Source organism: Citrobacter sp. CK198, assembly GCF_030333295.1.
GTDB classification, from domain to species: domain Bacteria; phylum Pseudomonadota; class Gammaproteobacteria; order Enterobacterales; family Enterobacteriaceae; genus Citrobacter_B; species Citrobacter_B koseri.
This window is the reverse complement of sequence record NZ_JAOWGE010000030.1, coordinates 680,481-701,790: the sequence shown is the minus strand read 5'-3', so window position 1 is coordinate 701,790 and position 21,310 is coordinate 680,481. Positions and strand designations below refer to the sequence as shown.

The 21,310-nt window shown below is 48.6% G+C and carries 17 protein-coding genes and 1 pseudogene; 6 read left to right on the top strand and 12 right to left on the bottom strand.

Annotation, left to right across the window (positions count from 1 at the left end; all coding sequences use genetic code 11):
• The first annotated feature begins 90 nt into the window (after positions 1–90).
• A protein-coding gene (locus tag OGY62_RS12380; RefSeq protein ID WP_096913407.1) for an IS3 family transposase occupies positions 91–1,292 on the top strand; the annotation gives its coding sequence in 2 pieces (ribosomal slippage) (positions 91–406 and positions 406–1,292; 1,203 coding nt in all).
• A 337-nt stretch (positions 1,293–1,629) separates the two neighbouring features.
• Here the strand turns inward: OGY62_RS12380 and OGY62_RS12375 are convergent.
• Both OGY62_RS12375 and OGY62_RS12370 read right to left on the bottom strand, forming a co-directional pair.
• Positions 1,630–2,169, bottom strand: coding sequence for a DUF2058 domain-containing protein (locus OGY62_RS12375; protein WP_012131810.1), 540 nt, complete (start codon positions 2,167–2,169; stop codon positions 1,630–1,632).
• 127 nt (positions 2,170–2,296) lie between these two features.
• A complete protein-coding gene (locus OGY62_RS12370) occupies positions 2,297–2,770 on the bottom strand; it encodes a cold-shock protein (RefSeq protein WP_047462794.1) in 474 nt (157 codons plus the stop codon).
• 300 nt (positions 2,771–3,070) lie between these two features.
• On the opposite strand from OGY62_RS12370, the gene OGY62_RS12365 reads away from it, so the two are divergent.
• Positions 3,071–4,804, top strand: coding sequence for an ABC transporter ATP-binding protein (locus tag OGY62_RS12365; RefSeq protein ID WP_286459990.1), 1,734 nt, complete (start codon positions 3,071–3,073; stop codon positions 4,802–4,804).
• Between the two features lie 174 nt (positions 4,805–4,978).
• Here OGY62_RS12365 and OGY62_RS12360 read toward each other — a convergent pair whose 3' ends face one another.
• Positions 4,979–5,305, bottom strand: coding sequence for a winged helix-turn-helix transcriptional regulator (locus OGY62_RS12360; protein ID WP_012131813.1), 327 nt, complete (start codon positions 5,303–5,305; stop codon positions 4,979–4,981).
• A 90-nt stretch (positions 5,306–5,395) separates the two neighbouring features.
• On the opposite strand from OGY62_RS12360, the gene OGY62_RS12355 reads away from it, so the two are divergent.
• The 3 genes from OGY62_RS12355 (at position 5,396) to OGY62_RS12345 (ending at position 8,340) form a co-directional block, all read left to right on the top strand.
• Positions 5,396–5,722 carry a nuclear transport factor 2 family protein gene (locus OGY62_RS12355; RefSeq protein ID WP_047462801.1) on the top strand — a complete coding sequence of 109 codons (327 nt, stop codon included), beginning with the start codon at positions 5,396–5,398 and terminating at the stop codon, positions 5,720–5,722.
• Entirely contained in the window at positions 5,722–6,501 is a 780-nt protein-coding gene (locus OGY62_RS12350; RefSeq protein WP_286459988.1) for an SDR family oxidoreductase, read from the top strand. The genes OGY62_RS12355 and OGY62_RS12350 overlap by 1 nt, the downstream gene beginning before the upstream one ends.
• Before the next feature lie 612 nt (positions 6,502–7,113).
• Entirely contained in the window at positions 7,114–8,340 is a 1,227-nt protein-coding gene (locus tag OGY62_RS12345; RefSeq protein WP_286459987.1) for an MBL fold metallo-hydrolase, read from the top strand.
• Positions 8,341–8,581: 241 nt separating this feature from the next.
• On the opposite strand, the gene OGY62_RS12340 is transcribed toward OGY62_RS12345, so the two are convergent.
• From OGY62_RS12340 to OGY62_RS12330, 3 genes and pseudogenes are all read right to left on the bottom strand, one after another.
• On the bottom strand, positions 8,582–9,475 hold the full coding sequence (locus OGY62_RS12340) for a hypothetical protein (RefSeq protein ID WP_286459986.1): 894 nt from the start codon (positions 9,473–9,475) through the stop codon (positions 8,582–8,584).
• Positions 9,476–9,721: 246 nt separating this feature from the next.
• Positions 9,722–10,709, bottom strand: a pseudogene (locus OGY62_RS12335) (amino acid permease); the annotation flags it as partial.
• Between the two features lie 171 nt (positions 10,710–10,880).
• Entirely contained in the window at positions 10,881–11,372 is a 492-nt protein-coding gene (locus OGY62_RS12330) for a GNAT family N-acetyltransferase (protein ID WP_130029136.1), read from the bottom strand.
• A gap of 137 nt (positions 11,373–11,509) precedes the next feature.
• Between OGY62_RS12330 and OGY62_RS12325 the strand changes: the two genes are divergently transcribed.
• Positions 11,510–12,460, top strand: coding sequence for a LysR family transcriptional regulator (locus OGY62_RS12325; RefSeq protein ID WP_200090764.1), 951 nt, complete (start codon positions 11,510–11,512; stop codon positions 12,458–12,460).
• Here OGY62_RS12325 and metC read toward each other — a convergent pair.
• From metC to shiA, 6 genes are all read right to left on the bottom strand, one after another.
• Positions 12,435–13,607, bottom strand: coding sequence for a cystathionine beta-lyase (gene metC, locus OGY62_RS12320; protein ID WP_286459983.1), 1,173 nt, complete (start codon positions 13,605–13,607; stop codon positions 12,435–12,437). The two genes, OGY62_RS12325 and metC, sit on opposite strands and share 26 nt — an antisense overlap.
• A 40-nt stretch (positions 13,608–13,647) precedes the next feature.
• A complete protein-coding gene (locus OGY62_RS12315; RefSeq protein WP_233594315.1) occupies positions 13,648–14,835 on the bottom strand; it encodes an amino acid permease in 1,188 nt (395 codons plus the stop codon).
• Positions 14,836–15,153: 318 nt separating this feature from the next.
• Entirely contained in the window at positions 15,154–16,050 is an 897-nt protein-coding gene (locus OGY62_RS12310) for a LysR family transcriptional regulator (RefSeq protein WP_286459981.1), read from the bottom strand.
• Positions 16,051–16,555: 505 nt separating this feature from the next.
• Complete coding sequence (locus OGY62_RS12305) at positions 16,556–18,334, bottom strand: aminopeptidase P family protein (RefSeq protein ID WP_286459980.1); 1,779 nt, start codon at positions 18,332–18,334, stop codon at positions 16,556–16,558.
• Positions 18,335–18,349: 15 nt separating this feature from the next.
• On the bottom strand, positions 18,350–19,804 hold the full coding sequence (locus OGY62_RS12300; protein WP_286459979.1) for an AMP nucleosidase: 1,455 nt from the start codon (positions 19,802–19,804) through the stop codon (positions 18,350–18,352).
• A gap of 117 nt (positions 19,805–19,921) precedes the next feature.
• The gene (gene shiA, locus OGY62_RS12295; RefSeq protein WP_286459978.1) at positions 19,922–21,238 is read right to left on the bottom strand and encodes a shikimate transporter; all 1,317 of its coding nucleotides are present in this window, start codon (positions 21,236–21,238) and stop codon (positions 19,922–19,924) included.
• Between the last annotated feature and the right edge of the window lie 72 nt (positions 21,239–21,310).

The following is a 21,310-nucleotide window of genomic DNA, read 5'->3' as shown; positions in this document are numbered from 1 at the left end:
TAGACTGGCCCCATGAATCTCCAGACAGTTGGTATCACTTAAATTAGTGATAGTCTTAATACTAGTTTTAGACTAGTCGTTGGAGTCCGAATGATTGATGTTCTAGGTCCAGAGAAGCGCAGACGGCGCAGCGTTCAGGAAAAAATCGCCATTGTTCAGCAGAGCTTTGAGCCCGGAATGACCGTGTCGCTGGTCGCCCGTCAGCATGGCGTTGCTGCCAGTCAGCTGTTCCTGTGGCGTAAGCAATATCAGGAAGGCAGTCTCACTGCGGTTGCCGCGGGTGAACAGGTTGTACCCGCGTCGGAGCTGGCATCTGCAATGAAGCAAATTAAAGAGTTACAGCGCCTGCTGGGCAAAAAAACCATGGAAAACGAGCTGCTGAAAGAAGCCGTTGAATATGGCCGACAAAAAAAGTGGATAGCGCACGTGCCCTTGTTGCCGGAGGATGGCGAATAAGCCTTGTCAGTCGTTGCCTCCGGGTCTCACGTGCGCAACTGCATGCCATGGCCCGTCGGTCGAAGGGCTGGCAGGATCGTCGGTGCAAGCGCAAGCCTGATGATACTGAAGCGCTGGCTCGTATCCATACCGTTATCGACGATCTGCCCACCTATGGTTATCGTCGTGTATGGGCACTGCTGCGCAGACAATCAGAAACTGACGACATGGCGGTGATCAATGCCAAACGCGTATACCGCATCATGCGTCAGAATGCGCTGCTGCTTGAGCGTAAACCGGCAATACCGCCCTCGAAGCGGGCGCATAGAGGGAAAGTGGCCGTTGGAGAAAGTAACCAGCGGTGGTGCTCCGACGGCTTCGAGTTCAGCTGTGATAACGGTGAAAAACTGCGGGTCACGTTCGCACTGGACTGTTGCGATCGCGAGGCACTTCACTGGGCGGCAAGTACCGGTGGATATGACAGTGAAACCGTGCAGGACGTCATGCTGGGTGCAGTAGAGCGTCGCTTCGGTAACAGGCTGCCGACATCCCCCGTTGAGTGGCTGACAGACAACGGTTCAGCCTACCGTTCTCATCAGACGCGTCAGTTCGCCAGAATGGTAGGACTGGAGCCAAAACATACGGCGGTACGTAGTCCAGAAAGCAACGGAATGGCGGAGAGCTTCGTGAAAACGATGAAGCGCGACTACATCAGCATCATGCCAAAACCTGACGGGTTAACAGCGGCAAAGAACCTTGCGGAGGCCTTCGAACATTACAACGAATGGCATCCGCACAGTGCACTGGGATATCGTTCGCCACGGGAATATCTGCGGCGGCGAACCAGTAATGGGTAAAGCGATAAAAAGTGTCTGGAAATATAGGGGCCAATCCACTTCCTATTCTGAGATCTTATCCAGTCCGGATTCTTCGACCACGCGAATAGTATATTACTTACTGCGGTTCCTAAAGATTAGGCTTTTTCTCTGAAAATAAAGGGGGGTCATTTTAGGGGTCTTGACTGGAAGGGATTTCTACTCTAGCCTATTTATCAGCCACATACTGGCAAAGGCGATCCCAGTCAGAGGAGCCAAATTTAGAAAAGCCCGCTTTTTAGCGGGCTTTTTGCTTTCCGTCATCGGCATTCAGTTCTTTCAGTGCCCGGCACGCCGGACGCTGATCGACAAACGTTGATTACCACATCAAATCATCAGGCACTTTAAAATCAGCATACGGATCTTCTTCGTCCTGCTCTTCCTGACTAAGCGCACTATTTAAGACGATACTGTTAGCATCTCGCTGTGCAATTTTATCGGCTACGCTTGCGGGGATAATCGCGTATTCACATTCCCCACCGTTATCAACAACCAAACGCGCAATGGCGAGACGACCATTAATCAACTGGGCTTGCGTCGCCTTATCCACATCTATTTTTTTAATTAAGTTATTATCTGTGAAGTTAAAACCAATATCGCCTTTTGAAATGCTGATTCTATTCATTTCAATAAGTTGCTTCACCTGCGCTTTATATTCTTTAGATAAAGCCGCTTGTTTTTGTTGCTCGCTTAGCTGTTTATCACGCTCAAGTTGCGCTTTTTTATTTTCTTCCACAGCCTCTCTTGCTTCACGCGCCTGAACTCGTGATTTTTTAGCCGTTCTCTGGACTTTGGCCATTTTTTTACTGGTTACTAATCCCGCTTTTAGCATCTGCTCTTGTAAGGTGAGTTTTGTCATCTTCGTTTCTGAAACCGTTGAATAATGTATGTGATTATACCCGTAATTTTTGCGTCTGTACCTGGCGCACGCGAGCCGGAATTCTGTTTATAACTGGCGCAGTATTCCGGCACGGGATTCAGATGAATTACTTGAGCAGTTTCACCGTGGCCTCTATGTCTATCTCATCTTCTGAGAAGATTAACGTCGTTCCCTGGAAGGTGGTGATTGCCAGTTTTCTCAGCGAGCGCATTTCACCGGGCTTTGCGGCTGATTTGGGTCTGATACTACTCATCAGCACGCCCACAGACAGCACCGCGTTTTCTTTATCAATTCGGGTATCGGCTGGCACTTCTTCGCTGTAAACCAGATAAGACTTGATCGACGTGAGCTTCAGGCGCTCGCCCGCGATATAGATATATTTGCTTTCCGGGATGACTTTCACAGCATAAGCGGATAAGCCTTTGTTATTGGTGGTGGGTTCAAAAATCACCGCCGCGTCTTTCTTAATCAGCTCAGGGTTGGCAACCTTAATCACATGAAAATAGCGGTTATCACCGTTTTCATCTTTGATAAATCCAAAACCTTTATCTTTAAACCACGTTGTGATTGTTCCGTTCATCGCCTTACCGCCTGGTTAATCGTTTATCTACTCAGTTTTTACAGCGCGCAGTGTAAAGCACAATGCCCACGCAGACCATGTCTTTGGCTTAAGTTTGGGTGATAAATGTCCATCAGACCAGGGGGCTGTTGGGGGAGGGGAAGTCGCGATTGCATTTGGCCGATGGTCAGGGATGGAGAGAACGTCTACTTCACAACCCAGTTCACTGTTACATTCCATTAATGCAATTGAGTGCCATTCTCATCTATCATGATCTGCGACTCACACGATCTATGGCTACTGCAACAAGGGAGGTCGTCAGTGCTACTGGCTATCAGGTACGTCTTTGCGTCATGCCCACTTCGTATTACCGCACTTATCGTCGTTGTGTTGCTTCAGGGGCTGATACCGGCCCTCAACATCTTTATGACCGGCCAAATAATCAACACGCTGCATGCAGTGCAAACCACCGATGGCGATCTGATGCTGAACGTTGCGGTCTGGTGTGTTTCACTCCTTGGCATGCAGCTTATGCAGCCTCTGGTCAATCTTGTTCAGGGGGATGTCACGGAGATTTCGACCAATCACTTCAGCGCTAAGATTATGTGCCGTATGAACGACTCCTTTTCCCTGAGCCTGTTTGATAATAAGGAGCGTTACGAGCAACTGGAATATTTGAAAAAAGAAGCGGCGTATCGACCGCTTAATTTCATCATCTGTATCATTTACGTTATCCGGGCAATCGTCATGGCCGGCAGTCTGCTGCTGGTTCTGATCAACTATTCAGGAGCAGGGGCGGCCATTTGCGCGCTTTCCGCCATACCGATGATTGCCATCAATATGCGTATCCAGCAGAGATATGTGCGGGATTTATTCTTCACGTCTAAAGATGCGATTGCGATGCGCTACGTATATGGCGTCAGTATGGACAAGAGTTTTTTGCAGGAGATCCGGCTTTACGGTCTTGGTAAATATCTGCTGACTAAATTCAATGCGTCCGCTAGCAATACCTATAATCGCATGCACAAACAGCGCATCCGCGCGCTAATCACGCCTGTGCCGGCCATGATGCTGAGCCTGACTATGCTGTTCGTCGGGGTAACTCTTTTTTTAAACAACTTACGCACCAGTGATATTGCCGTGAGCGCGCTGGTGATGGTGTTTCAGTCCATTGTGATGATGAAATCGCACCTCGACGAGATAGCCAATTATGGTTCGAATCTCGTCAGCATGAGCAGTTTTTTCACCCGCTACCATGCGTTTATGACGGATAAGATTGAACCGGTGAAAAACGGGCACCTTACCTTACCCGCCGAAACACCTTTTGCCCTCAGCATTCACAAACTTCGGTTTCAGTATGAGGGGCGTAATCATCCAGCCCTGAATGGGGTTAACCTTGAAATTGCCCCCGGTGAAAAGGTCGCTATTCTCGGTGAGAACGGCAGCGGAAAAACAACTCTGATTAAAATGATCCTGCGCATGTACGCCTTCAGTGAGGGGGCGGTGTCTGTGTCAGGCGTGCCGCTCGACAGGTTGGATATTGAAAGTTACCGGAACCAGATAGCCACCGTGTTTCAGGATTACGGAAAGTACGAGTTCACGGTGGGCGAAAACATTGCCCTGAATAATTATGATGCAGAAGCCCCGTCGTCAGCGGTTGATGAATTGCTGAAAAAGGTAGGATTTCCGTATGACCAGCACACCCGGCTGGGCAAGCAGTTCGGCGGCGATGAACTCTCCATAGGGCAGTGGCAGCGGCTCGCGATTGCACGGGCGCTATACCGAAAGGCCAATCTGTTTATTTTTGATGAGTTCTCTTCATCACTCGATCCTGAAACTGAGCACCGGCTGTTTAATGATATTCTTGCCCTGAACACAACTGTGATCGCAGTGACGCACAGGCTCGGTAATATAAAAGAGTTCGACAGGATTATCGTGATGTCTGCTGGAGAGGTCATCGAAAATGGGGACTTCACTGCGTTGATAAGCCGTCGGGGAAAATTTTACGACATGTGGCATGCGCAGTTTAAATCGGTGATGACTCAGGCAGTTTAATACTATGGGAATGGTACGCAGGTATTTGCACGTCATTCCAGATGTAACCCATCCAAATATATCGTCATTGCCCCTGGTGTACGCCGGACAAGAGGCTCTGCATAACCATGTCCGATTTGAGCGAAAACCAGATATCAGTAATTTTCGCTCACGACAAAAAGGCTCCAGTGACAACTAATCCTCGCGTTTTTCCGCCCATTTCAGCATTGCATCAAGGGCCGGGCACAGTTCTTGCCCCCACTCGGTCAGGCGATATTCCACTTTCGGCGGCACCTGAGGGTACACCGTGCGTGATACGATGCCGTCGGCTTCCAGTTGTCGCAGTTGCTGAGCCAGCATCTTCTGTGAAATACCCGGGATCAGTTTTTCAAAATCAGAATAGCGCTGTACCTTTCCATCGAACAGATGAAAAAGAATAATTAATTTCCAGCGACCTTCCAGCAGTCGCAGCACATGCTCCACGCCGCTTGCGGCAGATTCTGGAGTGTATAACTTACTCATAATTCAGTTGCTCACTTTTTCGTGCGTACTTGTCAATTTCACAGTCTATGTTGAAAATTCCTGTACTGTAAACAACGGGAGTAAAGCGCCATGTCATTAGCCCTACCGCACGCTATTTCTGACTATTTTGCGATCAGCAACGGAGCAGATATTGCCAACGTTAAGCACTGTTTTACCGCCGATGCTGTCGTGACAGACGAAGGTAAAACGCATAAGGGACACGCAGCGATCGAGGCATGGCAACGTGCCGCACAGGCCGCGTTTGACTACAGCGTTGAGCCGGTTCAGTTCCTCACCGAAGGCCACCGGGTGACAGTCACCTCAAACGTCGTCGGTAATTTTCCCGGCAGCCCGATAGTGCTTAAGCATGCTTTCGGCCTGGTCGGCGGCAAGATCAACACACTGGAGATTATCTGATGTTGTTAGATCTTGATTTTCAGGACAAACGCATACTGGTTACTGCCGGCACCAAAGGCGTCGGCAAAGCGGTCGTTGGATTATTAAAGCAACTGGGTGCCAGGGTGTTAACCACCGCGCGTCATACGCCCACAGAATGTATCGCCGACGCCTTCGTGGCGGCGGACCTGACCACGGTCAACGGGTGTGCTTCAGTAGCTGAAGCCGTTCAGAAGCATCTGGGCGGTGTCGACGCCATCATCCATGTTGCGGGCGGTTCTACCTCACCTGGAGGTGGTTTTGCAGCACTGGGCGAAACGGAGTGGCAGCAGGAACTCAACCTTAATCTGCTGCCAGCGGTACGCTTAGATCGTGCGCTGCTGCCAGGGATGCTGGCGCAGGGCAGCGGGGTTATCATTCACGTCACCTCTATCCAGCGTGAACTGCCGTTACCGGAATCGACCACCGGTTATGCGGCGGCAAAAGCTGCGCTGTCGGCGTACAGCAAGAGCCTGTCGAAAGAGGTATCCCCGAAGGGGGTTCGTGTGGTTCGTGTTGCGCCCGGCTGGATCGAAACCGAGGCTTCGGTAGCGATGGCAGAGCGACTGGCGAAGCAGGCGGGAACGGATTACGAAGGCGGTAAGCAAATCATCATGAATGCACTCGGGGGTATTCCTCTTGGTCGTCCGTCAAAGCCCATTGAGGTGGCGAAGCTCATTGCTTTCCTCGCGTCGTCTCATGCTGCCGCCATCACCGGCACCGAATATGTGATAGATGGCGGCACCATCCCGACGGTGTAATCATGTATCTTAATCGGCCCGAATTATGAGCCGATTAAGATCGCCAGAGGCAGAAAATGGTTAATCGTGGCGTCCGTTTTGACGCAACACAGTCTGACGTAAGTGAACAGTCTGCTATGAGCGAGAAGCGGACATTGGCCTTATAAGGCATCTGAGCTGTTCTCCGGAAATCCTCTGAAAGCGAATTGTTCGGTTAAGCAGGATGCTTACAAGGCAAGCTTAGCGTGTTGTCTTGGGATAGGTTGCTTAAACCTTTTGTGAAGGTCTTATTCTATCAAAAGATAATTAACTGAGGTTGTTATGTCATACATTCGCGTCGAGAAAGATGACCTTCAGTATTAAGCAGATTATTTCTGTGAAGAGGATATGGTTACAGTCTTTAGAATTAGGGGATTGTAGTCCAGTGTGGTTGTTAATGGGATGGCAGAAGTAACTGCTGTTCGTACTGCGTTGCGAAATCTTATTAGAGAAAATCGGGTTGATCCTCTAACTGATTGAATATACATTTCTATAACTCACGAGGTGGAATGTGCTGTGACTCTTTAGTAAAAATTAGCTTTAAATTTAACTTTAAGACAATTTTATGATCACATTAAGGTGTAAGAAGGATATATGAGCGGAGAAGTATTTCATAAAAGATTGTTTCCCGTTGGCCAGGGTGGATTTAGTTTAGGAGGACTGAGGGGAAGGGATGGTAGCTTGCTTTACAGTTATGTGTATGACTGCGGAAGTGACCAATTAAATGCGTTGCGTAGGGAGATGGATGTGGCTAAATCTCTCTTTAATATTGATGAGAAACATATTGATGTGGTATACATCTCTCATTTGGATTCAGACCATATAAATGGATTTGACCATTTATGTCAGCTTGTAGATAACAAAATACGCAAGGTTGTATTACCATACCTAGATATCCATGATAGCTATTACTTAATTGCATCGGAGCTATGTTCTAATTCGACGTCAGGTCTTTTTATGGAGTTTCTCGTTGATCCTGTCAAATGGGTAAAATCAAGGTTGCCTGAGGCAGATATATCTTTACTTTACCCCAGTGATATTGATGATAATTTTGACCCCCCTATGTTTAATAGTGAAAACATTAAGGATAGCGCTGTAAGCTTACCAATGAAAATATCTGACTCCAAAGGAGATGTTGAATGTAACCGTTGGTTGGTTAAAAGGATAGGGGAAAACAAAACTGATACACTAATGTCATTTATTTCTTGGATACCGCCCCGTTCACGTAAGAAAATTGAAATTTTCAGTCAGCAGTTAATTGAAAATGGCTTTTCTGAGTTAAGTAAGAAAAAAATACTTAAAATATTAACTAGCACGGAGGAAAGAAAGAAATTACGCGAGTGTTATTTAAAACTTGCTGGCGATCATAATGTAATATCAATCAATCTCTTGATTATTAATAATCAAGAAGCTGAGATGGAAGTTGTTAATGAGTCTTGTCGTGAGCGGTTTGGTTTTAGAAATAGTCGGGTTGAGCGATATTTTCTCTTTGATAGAGATAAAGGAGTTAGATCTGTTTTATTAACAGGTGACTCAAAGCTTAAGACATCATTGTATTATAATAAATGGGCTGAATTCTATTCAAAAGTGATTAAAACGGTAAGGGTGATGACATTACCTCATCATGGTTCGGAATTAAATTTCAATCAAAAAATAATTGCGGATTTTGATAATGTTTTGTTTATAGCTCAGTCGGATGGTCATTCACATGGACATCCATCACAATCAGTAATCGATGCTATAAATTCAAGTTATGGACACAGCGTTACTTTAGTTGACAATGATGCAAAAAATTGGGTTGATATAAAATATATATTTTAAACATTAGTTGTATTAATAGCATTTAAATAAATTAAGTTTGTTGGCATGTGAAAAGTTTTTGTTAGATAACTAGGTCTTTTTTGACCGATGATATAGTCTTTGTTCCACGGTGACGTTTTCATACTCAAATCTCCTGTAATATGAGAGATTTGAGTATGCTTGTCCCTCAAGAGTGAGGAGCGGACCTAATATTATTATGTTATTGAATAATAAGAGACGGTCAGTTGGCTGTAAGTCTGTCTTAGTTATCCAAAACAGCTTTTCTTTGTATTATTGTTCTAATAAATGCTGCTGATATATGCAACACGAATTCAGCATCGTATTCCAAGACAGAAGAAACCTTGTTGCTACCATGTCTTACTGCTGGCTCTGCATTTGTATATGCGTAAAATTTTTCTATTACAGTTAATAGCATAGGTGAGATAGTGTTTTCTTTTCTCATCAGTTTTAATACCTCGCCCAGGGTTGAGGCTGACGGATAATAAGTCCGACACATGCTTTCTATTGCACTTATCGATTCTTTTATGGAATTTTCTGGATCCTTATGCGCACCTAATGCAAAAGCCCGGGCTTTCACATAGTGCCTCCTTGCAGGTTCAAACTGGTCTTGCAATAAGTTATTAGTTTCATCGATTTTTTGTTCTAGTTCATTTGGTAATGGTGTTTCTAACCTACCAGCAGAATTCATTTTCCAGTCAATATTTCGAGATGCGAATAACTCGTTCAATTTCTGACGATATGATGTAAAAGTAATGTCTTCTAATACCTTCTTACCCCAAGTATGGCCTCTCTCTACATCTCTTTTTCTTAATAGATCTCCAATGATCTCAACAGCATCGTAAAATTGAAACCAACGCATATGTTGCAAACGTGCTTTCAAAGCATCATGGCAGTACCATGAATCGAAATCCTCTTGATCTGTTTCTTGACCATTCTCTGCGCAAAGTCGCTCGATCAAAGCCTTAATACCCAAAGGCTTGTTCTCATCATTCGCAATGCGGCTATCACCATCAATGTACAAAAAATTATCGAGGACAGTTACAAAAAATAAAGAGCGAAGCCACTCTGGAGCATCTTCCCGTATCGGCTTTTTACTATACTCAGGATCAAAACCATGTCTGTGCGAGAACTTCATCCCACATCTCCCATTCAACTGTATGAATATTAGGTAATTATATAACCAACATAAACCCCTTTGCGAATACAAAAAATTACAACGAATTTAAGAACTGATCGTTTATTTCTCCTATGGATGTCCGCTTCTGGCACGGAGCGGACGGCGATCGCCAGTGGGTGGTCACCACAGTTCCCAGACTACCTTGCTGTGTCGATTGACTGTGCGTTAAAAAGTGTTAAACGCTGGCGACGACCGATATAACCATTACTCCTGCTTATCAAAACGCATCTCGTTATATCTTATCCAGCGACTGCGAGTGGTTATCTTATAGCCCGTCCATAACACCAGAAATATCGGAATACCGATATAGGTGGACGCCACTCCGTACCAGTCGATTTTGTCATGCAAAAACGCTTGATAGTTCTGGCCTGGTGTTACTACCAGGTAGAGTAAGAAGGCAAAGATAGTCCCCGTAGGGAAAAACGCTGAACGATAAGGCAGGATGTCAACGTTATGGCCCTGCTGTACATATCCACGTCGAAAACGGTAGTGTGGCTGACGGCAATCCCTAACCAGGCAATAAAGCCAGTCATTCCCGTCATGTTCAGTAACCACATATAGACAGATGCGTTATCAAACATCGACGATAAAAAACACAGTGCCGACACCATGGCAGTTGCCAGCAAAGCAAGCAGCGGCACGCCGTTACGTGTCAGATGGGTAAAAATGCAGGAGCCTTTCCTTCACGCGCCAGGTTAAAGAGCATGTGGGTTGAAGCGTATAGCCCAGAGTTACCGGCTGAGACCACGGAGGTGAGGATAACCGCATTCATGATCGCCGCGGCGGATAATAACCCTGCATTCTGGAATACCAGTGTAAACGGACTCATGCTGACGTTATCTACATCGGATTGCAGCAGGTGCGGATCGGTATAAGGCACAATCAGGCTGATCACCAGAATCGCAAAAACGTAGAACAGCAAAATTCGCCAGAAAACCTGGCGCATGGCGCGCGGAATGGCTTTCTCTGGCTCTTGAGCCTCACCTGCGGCAATACCTATCAGTTCAGTCCCATGGAAAGAAACACCAACAACCATCGCCACGCCGATCATACTGAAGATATTGCCTGCAAATGGCCCTGAACCTGTTTGCCCGTTATGCAACCCGGCGTCAGGTGCCCCACGCAGGATACCGGTAATGATCAGTAATCCCAGCACAATGAAAATTACTACCGTAGCGACCTTATAGAACCACCAATAGCGATCATCGAAAGGTGGCGTGTACGCAGGGTACGCTTAAGCATCTGCCGAGAAGTTTGAGTATTTTGCATAAAAAAAATCAGGTGAGGAGGCGCTGACAACCACAGCAAACTGTCAGCGCAAACCGGAGATGAACAGAAAAAGAGTCGTGTCTGGATCGTTAAATCAGAGGGTCATCATCATTTCATGCCAGGCCATTCCACCGTGGTCTGATTCTGACGGTTTTATATACTGGTAACCAAAATGGGCATACAGATCGACGTGGCGATCTTTACACAACAGGTGAATGGTTTTTTTGTTCATTGCTTTCATATGCGCTACGAATTCACGCATCAGCAACGACGAGTATCCTTTGCCCTGGTAATCCGGGTGAACCACGACAGACATAATCACGGCATTGGGTGCATCCGGATCGTGTCCAACCAGTTCTTTAAACTCTTCATCAGACATCACGACTTCCCATGCGCAGCCTGCATTGATGAAACCAATAACGTCGCCGTTCAGCTCCATACACAGGAAACCTTCCGGATAGCGGTTAATACGGGTGGCTATTTTCTCGCGCGTTGCGGCTTCATCCCCTTCGTAGGATGTGATTTCAATATCATAGCAACGATCGACATCGGCGGCAGTGGCCTGACGGAATACAGGGGTAGACATAGTTTTGCCTCTTCAGAATCATTTTGTTGGAAATATACTATCTTTTTTTAATCATGCTTTCGCTGCATTTTATGCAAAAATAAAATGTATAATATTCATTAATCGCTGTTTTCAAATTTGCCCCGGAAAAAAGAACCATGATGTCGACGTTGCGCAAGACCGATCTGAATTTATTGCTTATCTTCGATTCTCTTTATCGGCATGGGAGCGTAACGGAAGCAGCTAACGAAATGGCGCTAAGTCCATCGGCGCTGAGCCATGCGCTCAATCGTTTACGTGCCTCACTGGATGATCCCTTATTTGTGCGCACCGGCGGACGCATGGTGCCAACGTCAAAAGCAGAGAGCATTGCCGCCAACGTTTCCGCCGCTCTGAGCAGTCTCTCGACTTGCCTGCATGAGCCTGAACACTTTGAGCCGGAAAAAAGCCGGGAGACGTTTACTTTTGCCGCCACGGACTACACTGCCGCTGTGATTCTGCCTGGCCTGATCGCGAGAGTTAACAGCCTCGCGCCGGGCATTACCATTAAGCTTATCTACTCACGCGATTTTAACGCCGATGAAGATCTGCTTTCGGGTAAAGTCGATTTTGCCCTTGGTTTTGAAGAAGAGCAGAAAAACCCCCGACGAGGTATTGAGTCCATTACCTGCTTTACTGATGATTACGTGGTTGCTGTGCGACGCGGTCATCCTGAAATTCATGATTCCCTTACCCATGAGCGCTATCTAAGCGCCGGACACGTGGTGGTACGCCCATGGCTGGAATCCCGTGGGGCTATCGACCGTTATCTGGAAAGTCAGCAGGTACGCCGCCGAATTGTTGTTGAATTGCCAAGTCTGATGATTGCCCCGCTCATTGTTTCAAATACTGATCTGGTCATCACGCTTCCCAAGCGGGGCATCTCATCTGTTTTTGATATGAAAAATCTTGTGGTGTTTGCTCCTCCATTCCCGACACCCCAGTATATTCTGAAGGCTTATTACAGCCCACAGCTCAGTAACTCACCTGGACATTTATGGATGAAAGAGCAAATTTTGCAGGTTTGCGAGCCGCAAAAACCGATTACGTCAATGAATGCAGCCGATTAAGCCCCTGACGCAGATCGATGATCAGGTCATCCGGATCTTCCAGGCCAATCTGGAGCCGGAGGGCTTCTCCCTTCTTGTTCCAGGTTGTCGCAGTTCGATATTCCCGGCAGTCGAAAGGAATAATCAGGCTTTCAAAACCGCCCCAGGAATACCCCATTCCGAACAGCTGCATGTCATTCAGCATGCGTGTTACCGCCTGTTTGCTGAATACGGGATCAAGCACCACAGAGAACAGCCCTGACGATCCCGTAAAGTCTCGCTTCCATATTTCATGTCCCGGACAATCCGGCATTGCGGGGTGGAGTACAGTTTTGACTTCAGGTTGTTCTGCAAGCCAGTGAGCAATTGCCAGTGCCCGTGCTTCCGCTTCTTTCAGGCGAATATGCAACGTTCTCAAACCACGTAAGGCAAGGAAACAGTCTTCTGCACCCGGTAACATGGCCATACTGTCATAGGTGGCACGTAGCGCAGGCCAGGTCTCGGCATTAGCGCTCACCATCCCCATCAGCAAGTCAGAATGTCCACTAAGGTATTTGGTCCCGGCTTCCACAGAGATATCGCAGCCGTGTTGATGTGCCTGGAAGAACAGCGGCGTTGCCCAAGTGTTATCGATGATAGTCTTAATATTCCGGCTACGTGCAATGCGGGTAAGCAGCGGGACGTCCTGAATCTCAAAGGTTTGCGAACCGGGAGACTCCAGAAATAGCGTGCTGGTTTCAGGGCGGATCAGTGCGCAGATATCTTCTCCCACCATCGGGTCGTAATAAGTGGTTGTGACGCCAAATTTTTGCAGAGTGAGATCGCAAAAATTACGCGTTGGGCGGTATACGGAGTCCGGCATCAGGAGATGATCTCCTGCCTTGAGTGTCGTCATTAGCGCCAGGGCCACGGCGCCCAGTCCAGAAGGTGACATCACTGTGCCAGCAGCCCCTGCAAGCTCCGTCCATGCATCTTCCAGATTTTTAATAGTTGGCGTGCCCAGCGTACCGTAAGCAAAGGCCGCTCGATTGTTTTCGAGATCTTCCACAGTTTCAAATACAACGGTTGAACCGCGATACACCGGGCTGTTCACAAAACCGTGCTGTTCGCGAGTATCCCGCCCCATTTGTGTTAAGCGGGTTGATAATTTCAGGAATTGATTATTCATATACACATCCATAATTTATGACCAGGTCTGTTGGTCAATTTTATTCAACAAATTTTAAAAAGGGCGAGATGCAAAGAAGAACGCCATAAAATGCAACATAATAATTTTTACCGGCTCGCAGGTTGTCCAGCGCCGAGACTCTTTTCACCAGATAGAATGGTATTAAACAAGCTACCAGTCCAAATACTGGGCCAGAAATTTGCATGAGCAGCATCACTGAAAAATCAAAACTGACCCAAACCCAGAGAAATACGACAATCGCTACGGCAATAATGATTGAAAGCAACCTGCGGTTAATGTTTTCGCTGCCTGAGATGCGGGATATCATATTAACCGTTAGTCCCATAATGGCTTCTTTGAACCCCAGATAAATACTGAAGAATGCCGTTAATATTGCAAAGATATTCAGTGTTACTGAAAGTATGCTCACTAAATTTCCCGGCATGATTTGTGATGCCAGCGCCAGAGCAGAGATATTTTGTTCAAGGGCTGACGCTGCCTCCTCTTTGGTAATAGAGAAACTAAAGGAGAAGGCGAAGAACAGCACGCTGACGACAAGTACGATGTAGGCAATGCGCGTAGCACGGATCGCTCGTAGTGAAGCAATAACCGGGTCGGACTCCAGTTTGCGATACGCGATGTTCATTGGGTTGAGGATCTGAACAAACAAAATTGAAAACAACGTAAATGGCAGCGTTAGCAAAACATCCCGTAGAAAGCTCATGACAGGAGGAAAAGCAGAGATATTGCTGATACTCCAGTACGGGGTCATTACCGCGCCAAGAAAGACAATCACGGCAAGTTTAAAGAAAATCATCGGTCCGGAGATACGAAACAACCATCTTTCACCCTGGTTAGCAATCAACACCATCACACCTAATAAAATCAGGGGATACCATGCTGTTTTGGATAAAAAATCGTCGGTAATGTGGTAGCTATGCAAATACGCAGCGCTGTCGTTTACCAGACTCATGGCATAATTCAAAATACCCATTAGCAACATTAAAAAGTAAGCGACGCCTAATAATCCTCCCCAGTTTTTACCAAGATACTGGGTTATAATTTCTGCATAGCTGTCACAGGCTGGGGTCTGGGTTAAGGTTTTAAGGTACAAGTCTTGAAGCCAGTAGATTGCTGGATAGCTTAATGAAATAGAGGCAACAAATACCCATATTCCCTTTACACCAGCCTGAATCGGCATGTAGATAATACCTGCGCCTATCGCCATGCCGATGCACAATACTACCCATCCGAGATCGTAGGTGGTGAATGGGATTCTATGTTTAATCACTGCATCTTCACTGTTTACCATCATTTTCAACCTCTTAAAAGAGACTTATATTTTCTGGCTTTCTGTCGAACCATAAATATGTGTGTAGGGTTTTAGTCATTACAGAATCTATTTCTGTAAGATCATCTTTTAACGAAGATGTTGGTAAAACAATATTGTCCCGATGACAGCATCGCTGAATTGTGATTCGCAGTGATATATAACAATAACTGTGAATGTTATTCACAGATAGTGTCGTCAATGATCAACGCGCCATCACATTTTTTCCCGTAATACAGTCTTCAGAAAGTCCAGGAAATGAATAATAGTTTTGTCCTCCTGTACTGAAGGCGAGACAATGGCCTGCAAACGATGTGTGACGCCAGGATCGTGAGCTGGCAACACACGTATTAACTTCCCGGAATCCAGATAATGGCTCACCAGATAATCCGGCAGACAGGCAACCCCACCATGGGCTAACGCTCTTTGCAGCAATAGCAGGCTGGAATTACACGAAAAATAGGGCATTACTTTTACCGTTTCACTCTTGACTCCGTGGTGAAATGTCCATCGTCCCTCGCTGGTCATTTGCGGGTAGACCAGACACTGATGAAAACGTAAATCGGCGGGGGTGTAAATCGGCGGATGACACTTCAGGTATTCCGGAGAGGCGCAGTAGAACCAGCTGATATCCATCAGGCACATATCATCTTCTTCATATTGTGCCGCTTCCGAAGAGATCCTTAAGGCGATATCAAACTCATCGCGCGCCAGATTAATCAGACGGTCGTCAAGTGTGACGTTAATGCACACACCAGGGTGTAACTGCTGAAAGGCATTTGAAATATGCGGAATGTGGGTGCAACCAAACGCCACTGAACAGTTGATACGCAGTGTTTCAGTTTCTACGCTGGCAGCCAGTCCTTCAATGTCAGCAATCACCCGTCGTGCCACCTGAAGTATTCGTCTCCCGCTTGCCGTTAACTGAATTGGACGCGACTCGCGAGAAATCAGCGCATTGCCAACAACCCCCTCAAGTTGGGTAAGGCTCTTGCTGACAGCTGAAGGGGTCAACCCCAGTTCTCTGGCTGCCCTTGATTGATTACCTGTTTCTGCCACTTTGATAAGCACCTGAAACTGGTTGAGATAGCTTGAAAGTTTGGGAGTATTCATCTCTTTTCCAGCTTCCAGTCTATAGATTTAAGCAATGGCCATGACGCCAGTTCCAGTATCGAAAATAAACAAAAGGAAAACGCGCCCATGACTAACGCTGAACTCAGGAGATGAAACAAAAATATCGAGCAGAGAAAAGGAGGGTTATCGTGAATAGTTTTCACTACTACAAGTGCAGTAAACAAAAAGACAAAGATATTTAACAAACGCATGGTAAGTCCTGAGATCAGGCCGATGACTGGTATGTGTTCAGTTTACTTGCGCTATCATTTGCCTGCGCTGCATTTAATTCATTATTAAAGTGTACAATTTTCATTTCTTATCTTAGTTTTCAGAGCAACGGAGGCAGGTAGGGAGAACACGTTGATGTAACGATGAAGTTCGCAGAGTTGCTAAGGAACTGAAAACGAGATACTAGAAATACCAATGTCCACTCCTGGCACAAACCCGACCCTCTACCCAAAAAGCCCACTTTTAGCGGGCTTTTGGTTTTCAGCATACAGGGTTAATTTGCGCGCACCCGTATGGGAGCGGTGGCGGCGAACAGCCACGGGCGGGCGTTGCTTTCTACGCGAGGGGATAATGTTTCTCTTACCTGCTGATGGTACTCATCAATCCACAGTTTTTCTGCCTCGCTAAGCAGATGCAATTCCACGAGACTTAAGTCGATCGGCACCAGCGTTAGTGTGGAGAATTTGCAGAAACCAGGGCGGCTTTCGACAATTTCGACCTGATTTTCAATGCGGATACCGTATTGTCCGGCGAGGTAATAGCCCGGCTCTATCGTAATGATGTTGCCTGCCACCAGCGGCCAGGGGTTCACTTTTTTGGCGATACGGTGCGGCTGCTCATGAATCAATAGCTGATGGCCTACGCCGTGTCCCGCACCGTGATCGTAATCCAGACCAAGATCCCAAAGCGCCCGGCGGGTAAAGGCGTCAAGCTGGTGTCCCTGAGTTCCGCTGGGGAATTGCAGGGTAATCAGCGACAAAAAGCCCTTCAACACAGCGGTGTAGTGTAACCGACGCTGCGGCTCCTGCGGCCCAAATGCGAGGGTACGGGTCGTGTCTGTCGTACCGTTCTGATATTGACCGCCCGAATCGTTCAGGTACATCTCCTGGGTTGTGACTGGCGCGTTTGTTTTCTCGCTTGAATGATAGTGGCACATGGCGGCATTGCCTGCCGATGCAGAAATGGTGTTAAAGCTCTGCTCAAGAAATCCCGGTTGTTGCTGGCGATAAGCCCGCTGTTTTTCCTGGGCTTCCAGCTCCGTTATTGGATTGCCTGCGGCTTCACGCAGCGGCACTTCGTGCGCCAGCCAGGCGAGGAAATTAACCCAGGCGGCGCCGTCCTGCTCATGGCATTCGCGGTATCCTGCCAGCTCGGTTTCGTTCTTGTGCGCTTTCATCAGCGTAATCGGATCTGCTGACCAGATGACGTCACCGCCATGCTGCTCAATGGCGAAGCGCAGGGCGACCGGGGCGAAATCTTTATCAACCAGGAAACGCTTTCCGGCCGCGCGTTGCTGACAGCGTGCAAGGAACTCACCCGGCGGGGAAATGGTCAGCGTGCTGAGCAAACTTGCAGGTAACTGCTGAGTTTTCTTTTCATCAACGAACCATTCCAGTTCGCCCGTGTGGTGCAATAACGCAAACGAGAAAGGAACAGGCACCATGTTGAGGTCGCTGCCGCGCACGTTCAGCATCCAGGCGATATTATCCGGCAGGGTGATCGGCAGGTAATCCGCCTGCTGTTTTGCCAGTTCGTCGAGAATGCGCGCGCGTTTCTGCGCGCTGCTTTCACCGCTGATTTCAACGGGCATTTCCCGGATGATGCCGCAGGGGGCGGCGGGGCGGTTTTGCCATACAACGTCGAACGGATCGCTGTCTAACGCCACCAGTTCGCAGTGGGTAGCTGAGAGTGTCTCAAACTGGCTGTTGACCATCAGCAGAGGTTCGAAGGCAATACGTGCGCCGGAGGCAACCTGTTCCTGCAAATACTCCGCAAGCGGCTCGTTATGCAGGTGATGAATTTCAAAATCATTACGATCGACTTCGGCGCGGGCCTGAACCTGGTAGCGGCCATCCACAAACAGCAATGCGCGGTCGCGAAGCACTAACGCCAGTCCGGCAGAACCGCTAAAGCCCGTTAACCAGGCCAGTTTATTATCGTGTGGCGTGCAGTCCTCGCTTTGATGAGCATCGGCGCGAGGAACGATCATGCCATCCAGCCCCTGCGCAATCAGGAGATTACGCAGGGCGGAAAGGGGAGTTGGGTTGCTCATAGACACCTTCATGCCTTAACGGAACGGCGGTTCGTTGAATGTGCGCAGTTTACGTGAGTGCAGGCGATCGCCTTCTGCGCGTAACAGATCAATGGCGCGGATGCCGATTTGCAGGTGCTCCGAAATCGCACCTTCATAAAAACGGTTAGCCTGGCCGGGAAGTTTAATCTCACCGTGCAACGGTTTGTCGGAGACGCACAATAGCGTGCCGTAAGGTACGCGGAAGCGATAGCCCTGGGCGGCAATTGTGGCGCTTTCCATATCAATGGCGACGGCGCGGCTCAGGTTGAAACGCAATGCGGAGGCAGAGTAGCGTAACTCCCAGTTACGATCATCGGTGGTGACGACCGTACCGGTACGCAGCCGCTGCTTAACCTCTTCGCCAGGCATGCCGCTCACCATTTTTGTGGCGTCATACAGTGCGCGCTGAACTTCTGCGATGCTGGGGATGGGTATATCGGGCGGCAGTACGGCATCGAGCACATGATCGTCACGTAAGTAGGCGTGCGCCAGCACATAGTCGCCAATCGCCTGGCTTTCACGCAGGCCGCCGCAGTGACCAATCATCAGCCAGACGTCCGGGCGCAGTACCGCCAGGTGATCGCAAATAGTTTTGGCGTTTGACGGCCCGACGCCAATATTCACCAGCGTAATCCCCTGGCCGTCAGCCGTAATCAGGTGCCAGGCTGGCATCTGGTGTTTTTTCCACGCCAGGTCGGAGATGGCTTCTTCGGGAGCCTCGGTTTCTGCGGTGATCCAGATCCCGCCAGCACAGGAAAGTGCGATATAGGGACTGTCCGGGTCCAGAATCTGGCTGCATCCCCAGCGCACAAATTCGTCTACATAGCGGGTGTAGTTGGTAAACAGAACAAAGGGCTGAAAATGTTCAACCGGCGTCCCCGTGTAGTGGCGCAGTCGCGCCAGCGAGAAATCGACACGGCGCGCGTCGAAGTGAGAAAGCGGATAAAACTCACCGGGGTGGAACAAACCGTCTGCGGTCTCGTCGCCAATCTGCGCCAGTTCAGTGGTGGGGAAAAAGCGCGTCAATCCGGCGCTCATGGAGCGGTCAAGCGACAGCTCGGAACCGTCAATGACATAAGGATACGGAATTTCATGATGGGACGGTTCAACCGCGATATGCGCGCCATAATCCTGATACAGCAGCGTTAATTGCTCTTCAAGGTAAGGGCGAAACAGCGCAGGACGGGTGATGGTTGTGGTGTAGCAGCCAGCATGGGTAAATCGGCCATAGGCGCGGGTCTTGGGGGGATTCGTCGCATTGCCGCTCCAGGAGACGGAAAGCGATGGGTAAACAAAAAGGCCATTATTTCGGGCTGTAATGTCTGGAAGTTCCCCGTTTTCAACATACTTGCCAATTGCGTTACGCAGAGCCTGAACCGATTGCTCGTAGAGTTCGTCCAGTTTATCCAGCGCCTGAGACGGGGTCAGGCCGGCGCCCTTATTATTCATGTCTGTCTCCTTGTTCCACAGGTGTACTGCTCTCCCGATAGTATGTCACAGGAATGTGAAACAAAAGTCAGACATTGCGTAAGAACAGACGGAGGCCAGACGGCCCCCGTACAGGGATTAGACGTGTGGTTTATTTTTCATCAACAGCGCCGTAACGGCAGAGATCAGGCAGCCTGCCAGCAGGTAAATGGCAACGCTGTGCCAGTTCCCATCGGAGAAGGTGACCAGTGCGGCGGCGATAAAGGGAGTGAACCCGCCGCCCACGACGCTGGCGACCTGGTAACCGACTCCGGCACCGCTGTAGCGATAACCTGCACCGAACATGCCGGTAAACATCGGCTGCTGTACGCAGACCACCATATCATGAGCAATATTGGCCAGCATGATGGAGAAGAACACAATCCAGAAGATTGACTGGGCTTCAAGCGCCATAAAAAACGGGAATGCGCTGAGCGTACCGATTAAGGCACCTGTAATATAGACGCGCCGACGACCGAAGCGGTCCGCAAGCCAGGCAAAGCAGGGGATCGTCAGGCAGCTTAGTCCCCCCACCAGCAGACCGATATTCAGAAAAAGCTCACGCGGAAGGCCCAGATTTTGGGTGGAGTAGTTCAGGGCGAACGCGGTGACGATATACATCGTCAGCAGCTCGCACAGGCGCAGGCCGATGATTTTCAGAAATGCGCCAGGGTGACGGCTCAACGCCTCCATGACCGGCAAGCGTTTTTTCGCCGGTGGTGTTTCCTGTTTTTGCTGTTCAAATTCGGCGGACTCTTCCATGCCATTGCGCACCCATAAGGCGCCAAGCACCAGAATAATGCTAAACAAGAATGGGATGCGCCAGCCCCAACTCAGAAACTGTTCATCGGTCGTCAGCGTGCTGATCAGCGAGACCAGACCGGTCGAGAGCAGCAGCCCTACGCCATAACCCACCTGAACGCCGCTGCTGTAAAACGCTTTTTTGTTCTCCGGCGCGCTTTCAACCGACAGCAATGCCGCGCCACCCCATTCGCCACCGACGGCAAAACCCTGAACAGCCCGTAATATCACCAGTAATACCGGCGCCCACCAGCCTATAGTGGCGAAAGAAGGGAGGATGCCAATCAGTGCGGTAGCGATACCCATCATCCATACGGTCAGCATCAGCATACGCTTGCGGCCCAGACGATCGCCGAAGTGGCCGAAGATCACACCCCCCAGCGGGCGAAACAGAAAGCCAACGCCGAAGGTGGCAAACGCCGCGAGTGTGCCCATCGCCGGGCTGATTTGCGGGAAGAATTCACGATTAAACACCAGGGCTGCGGTGATGCCATAGAGCAGAAAATCGTACCAGTCGACGACTGCGCCAGCGAAGCTTCCTAATGCGGCGCGGCGCGCGCGATTAAGCGAAGGCGTCTCATCCTGGGGACGCGTGGAGATGAGGGTGGAATCCATAGTTATCCTGTCTGTGCTGTTTTTTTAGTTATTAGTATGGAGAAATGATGACTCATATTGCTGCCGACATAT

Excerpts from the sequence above, each read along its gene's own strand:
- OGY62_RS12345 (WP_286459987.1), top strand. The coding sequence starts at position 7,114 with ATGAGCGGAGAAGTATTTCATAAAAGATTGTTTCCCGTTGGCCAGGGT.
- OGY62_RS12355 (WP_047462801.1), top strand. The coding sequence starts at position 5,396 with ATGTCATTAGCCCTACCGCACGCTATTTCTGACTATTTTGCGATCAGC.
- OGY62_RS12325 (WP_200090764.1), top strand. The coding sequence starts at position 11,510 with ATGATGTCGACGTTGCGCAAGACCGATCTGAATTTATTGCTTATCTTC.
- OGY62_RS12300 (WP_286459979.1), bottom strand. The coding sequence starts at position 19,804 with ATGAATAATAAGGGCGCCGGCCTGACCCCGTCTCAGGCGCTGGATAAA.
- shiA (WP_286459978.1), bottom strand. The coding sequence starts at position 21,238 with ATGGATTCCACCCTCATCTCCACGCGTCCCCAGGATGAGACGCCTTCG.
- OGY62_RS12305 (WP_286459980.1), bottom strand. The coding sequence starts at position 18,334 with ATGAGCAACCCAACTCCCCTTTCCGCCCTGCGTAATCTCCTGATTGCG.
- OGY62_RS12340 (WP_286459986.1), bottom strand. The coding sequence starts at position 9,475 with ATGAAGTTCTCGCACAGACATGGTTTTGATCCTGAGTATAGTAAAAAG.
- OGY62_RS12310 (WP_286459981.1), bottom strand. The coding sequence starts at position 16,050 with ATGAATACTCCCAAACTTTCAAGCTATCTCAACCAGTTTCAGGTGCTT.
- OGY62_RS12375 (WP_012131810.1), bottom strand. The coding sequence starts at position 2,169 with ATGACAAAACTCACCTTACAAGAGCAGATGCTAAAAGCGGGATTAGTA.
- OGY62_RS12330 (WP_130029136.1), bottom strand. The coding sequence starts at position 11,372 with ATGTCTACCCCTGTATTCCGTCAGGCCACTGCCGCCGATGTCGATCGT.
- OGY62_RS12360 (WP_012131813.1), bottom strand. The coding sequence starts at position 5,305 with ATGAGTAAGTTATACACTCCAGAATCTGCCGCAAGCGGCGTGGAGCAT.
- metC (WP_286459983.1), bottom strand. The coding sequence starts at position 13,607 with ATGAATAATCAATTCCTGAAATTATCAACCCGCTTAACACAAATGGGG.
- OGY62_RS12370 (WP_047462794.1), bottom strand. The coding sequence starts at position 2,770 with ATGAACGGAACAATCACAACGTGGTTTAAAGATAAAGGTTTTGGATTT.
- OGY62_RS12350 (WP_286459988.1), top strand. The coding sequence starts at position 5,722 with ATGTTGTTAGATCTTGATTTTCAGGACAAACGCATACTGGTTACTGCC.
- OGY62_RS12315 (WP_233594315.1), bottom strand. The coding sequence starts at position 14,835 with ATGGCGATAGGCGCAGGTATTATCTACATGCCGATTCAGGCTGGTGTA.